The organism is Acetomicrobium mobile (assembly GCF_937920065.1).
In genome coordinates, this window is record NZ_CALETC010000070.1 from 1 (window position 1) to 2,875 (window position 2,875).

2 protein-coding genes are annotated in these 2,875 nt (G+C 49.6%); one reads left to right on the forward strand and one right to left on the reverse strand.

All coding sequences use genetic code 11. From position 1 onward, the window contains the following. The first annotated feature begins 91 nt into the window (after positions 1-91). The gene (locus tag Q7P41_RS03000) at positions 92-1,900 is read left to right on the forward strand and encodes a hypothetical protein (protein WP_303882014.1); all 1,809 of its coding nucleotides are present in this window, start codon (positions 92-94) and stop codon (positions 1,898-1,900) included. Positions 1,901-1,996: 96 nt separating this feature from the next. Here Q7P41_RS03000 and Q7P41_RS03005 read toward each other — a convergent pair. Continuing rightward, positions 1,997-2,875: M42 family metallopeptidase (locus Q7P41_RS03005; protein ID WP_303882015.1), on the reverse strand; the 879-nt coding region annotated here is incomplete at its 5' end.

Consider the following 2,875-nt stretch of genomic DNA (forward strand, 5'->3'; position numbering starts at 1 on the left):
TCGTTATCGTAAATAATACCGATGCGTCATTGTGGCATGTTATAATATTTTAGTAATATATAAATTAATTATTTATAAGGGGGATTGAGCCATGAAATCAATGAAAAGGGCAGTCCTTCTACTTTTCTTGATTACTTCCTCGGTGCTGTTTGTAAATTCTGCCTTCGCTGCCATGGGGGAAATCCAGAGCTTTACCTTTAAGGGCACCGAAACGGACCTCCTGGGGATGAAAGAGACCTTGAAACCTGACGGCAAACCGGATGCCCATTTCGTAGTTTCTGTCAAAGGGGCTGGAGCTATCACGGGAGTAGAGCTTAAGGCTCTGGGAACGGATAGGACATGGGATACGATACCGGGCAACCAGAAATGGGGAATGATCGTACAAGACGGCAAGGGAGAGGATGTAACAACTGCTTCGGGGTCCTTTTCAACCAAACCATTTCTTGCCCTAATTACGCTTCACCTTTACGTTGCCGATGACGGTACTGCCTTCTCTAAAACCCGTGAATATGAGGTCGCTGTTTCATTCATCGATGGGAGTACCGCAAAGGCAAAGACGACCGTTCCGGGAATGCCCGATATTTTTAAGCCCAAAGAAGCTGAAAAGGTCGAGTTGCCCGAGTCCGAAGAACTATCGGCGGTCTTATTGGGAATTGGAGACAAAGACGTCGTAGGAAAGTCAGAGAAGATCAAAGGAGACGGAGTAAGAGACGCTCACTTTAAAATCCGATTTAACACCGTATCCGTAGTTGAAGAAATTTCGATAAGAAACGTGGATGGCACATCTTCGGCGTGGGACACCGTTCCCGGCAACGGAATATGGGCCATAGCGGTCTATACCGACGGCAAGCTGCGAAACAGGGAGGATGGAAGCGTAAAATTTGCCGTAGAGGGCGATACGACCTTGGACCTTTGGGTTGCCGACAACGGCTCCATTGCAGCCGGCGCTACGCGATATGAAGTGATCGTTAAGTTCAACGATGGTAAGGTCCTGCGCAAGGCAGTCGAACGCAAAGAGGTGACCAAGGCAATACCGGATAAAGGGATTCTTTCGGCAGCCTTAATTGAGCCGGCAAAGGGAGATCTCACGTCAAGAAGCGAAGCCCTAAAGGGCGACGGAAAGCCCGACTGGAAGATCGCCCTTGAACTGGTAGCTGAGGGCAGGATCATCAACTTCATCGTCCGCGGCGATGACGGTGCCTCGGAATGGGATACGATACCGGGAAACGGAAAATGGCTGGTGGCGGTGACGGATCCTTCCGGAAACGTCTTAAACGAGAGCAACGGTTCAGTCTCTTTGAGCGTGTCCGGGAAGAAGGACTTCAACCTATGGCTCACCGATAACGGTACCATCACAGAAGGCGACGTGAAATATAAAGTCCTCGTGGTCATGAGCGACGGAAGCATCCTGGAAAAGGAGGTCGTCCGCGTCATTGAAGGAGAGCAAACTTCAAAAACTACTGCTCCTTCTGCCACTGCCCAGGTTTCAGACAAAATTCGGGCAACTTACCTGGGCAAGGGCCCGATGAACTACCTAAAAAAGGGGGAGGTTTCATCTCTTCTTGCCACGCCCGACACTAACCCCGATGTTCACGTGCTGCTCAAGCTCATTAATACCAAGGGGACCATAGAAAGCATAGCCATTAAGGCAAAGGACGGCAAAAGCGGAACCTGGGACACCATTCCGGGAAACGGCATATGGAATATAGTAGTCACCCGCGCGGCATCTGGAGGAATACTGTCTAATACGGACGGGTCTTTCAACATGGAGGTCGAAGGTGGCACGGAACTGCACCTCTGGCTGGCTGATAACGGAAATTTAAGCGTCGCACCGGAGAAATTTGAGATTTTTATAGCCTTTGAAGACGGACGATTGCTGAAAAACACCATAAAAAAGTAACCGAACAATTTATATGAAAGGGTCGCTTGCGCACGAGCGACCCTTTCATCTTTTTAGTTTACGTTAAGCTATCCCTAAAAATGAGCGTTCAAGGCATTAAAGCTCTAGCTCCAAATCGACGAAGCTCACCAGCAATTTTACCGCTCCTTCTACATCGTTTAGGCTCACCGTCTCGCTTGGCGAATGGACGTATCTGGTGGGTATTGAAAGCGTTGCGGAAGGGATGCCTTCCTTCGTCCTTTGAAGTGCGGCAGCGTTAGTGCCGCCGAAGGTCAAGACTTCCTTTTGGTAAGGCACATTCGCCTTTTGTGCTGCCTGCTCCAGCAGTTCGACGACCTTCCTGTGGCTTATGGACATCTTGTCCTTGATCTTTATGGCAGGGCCTTTGCCCAACGCCATGGCATGCCTTTTAAGCCCCTTCGGATGATCGGCCGAATCGGTGACGTCAACGGCTACGCAAATTTGAGGAGAAAAGCTGTATGCCGATACAAAGGCTCCGACAAGCCCAATTTCTTCCTGGACGGAAAAAGATCCTATGACCGTATGGCGCGGATCCTTTAAATTCCTGAATACTTCAACTAAAACGGCACAGCCGATCCTGTCGTCCATGGATTTCGATGTGAGGTAATTGCCATTTTTGTAAAAATAGGAATCGTAGACGCCAAAGGTGCCTATGGAGACCAAGCTTTCGGCCTCACTGCGGTCGCCGGCGCCAATGTCCACGAAGAGGTTGTCGAAGGTGAGGTTGGATAAGTTTTTCTTTTGTTCCTCGGGCGTCTCGCCTTCGTAGTAAACCACTCCCGTGGCCTTCGGGAACTTTACTCTTTGGCCTACATAATGATAGGGAGAAACTCCGCCCACCGGTTCTACCCTGAGGAACCCCTTATCGTCTATATTCGTTACCACAAGCCCGATTTCGTCTATATGGGCGTCTAAAAGCACCTCTTTGTCGTCTCTTCCCCTTTTCCAGACGAG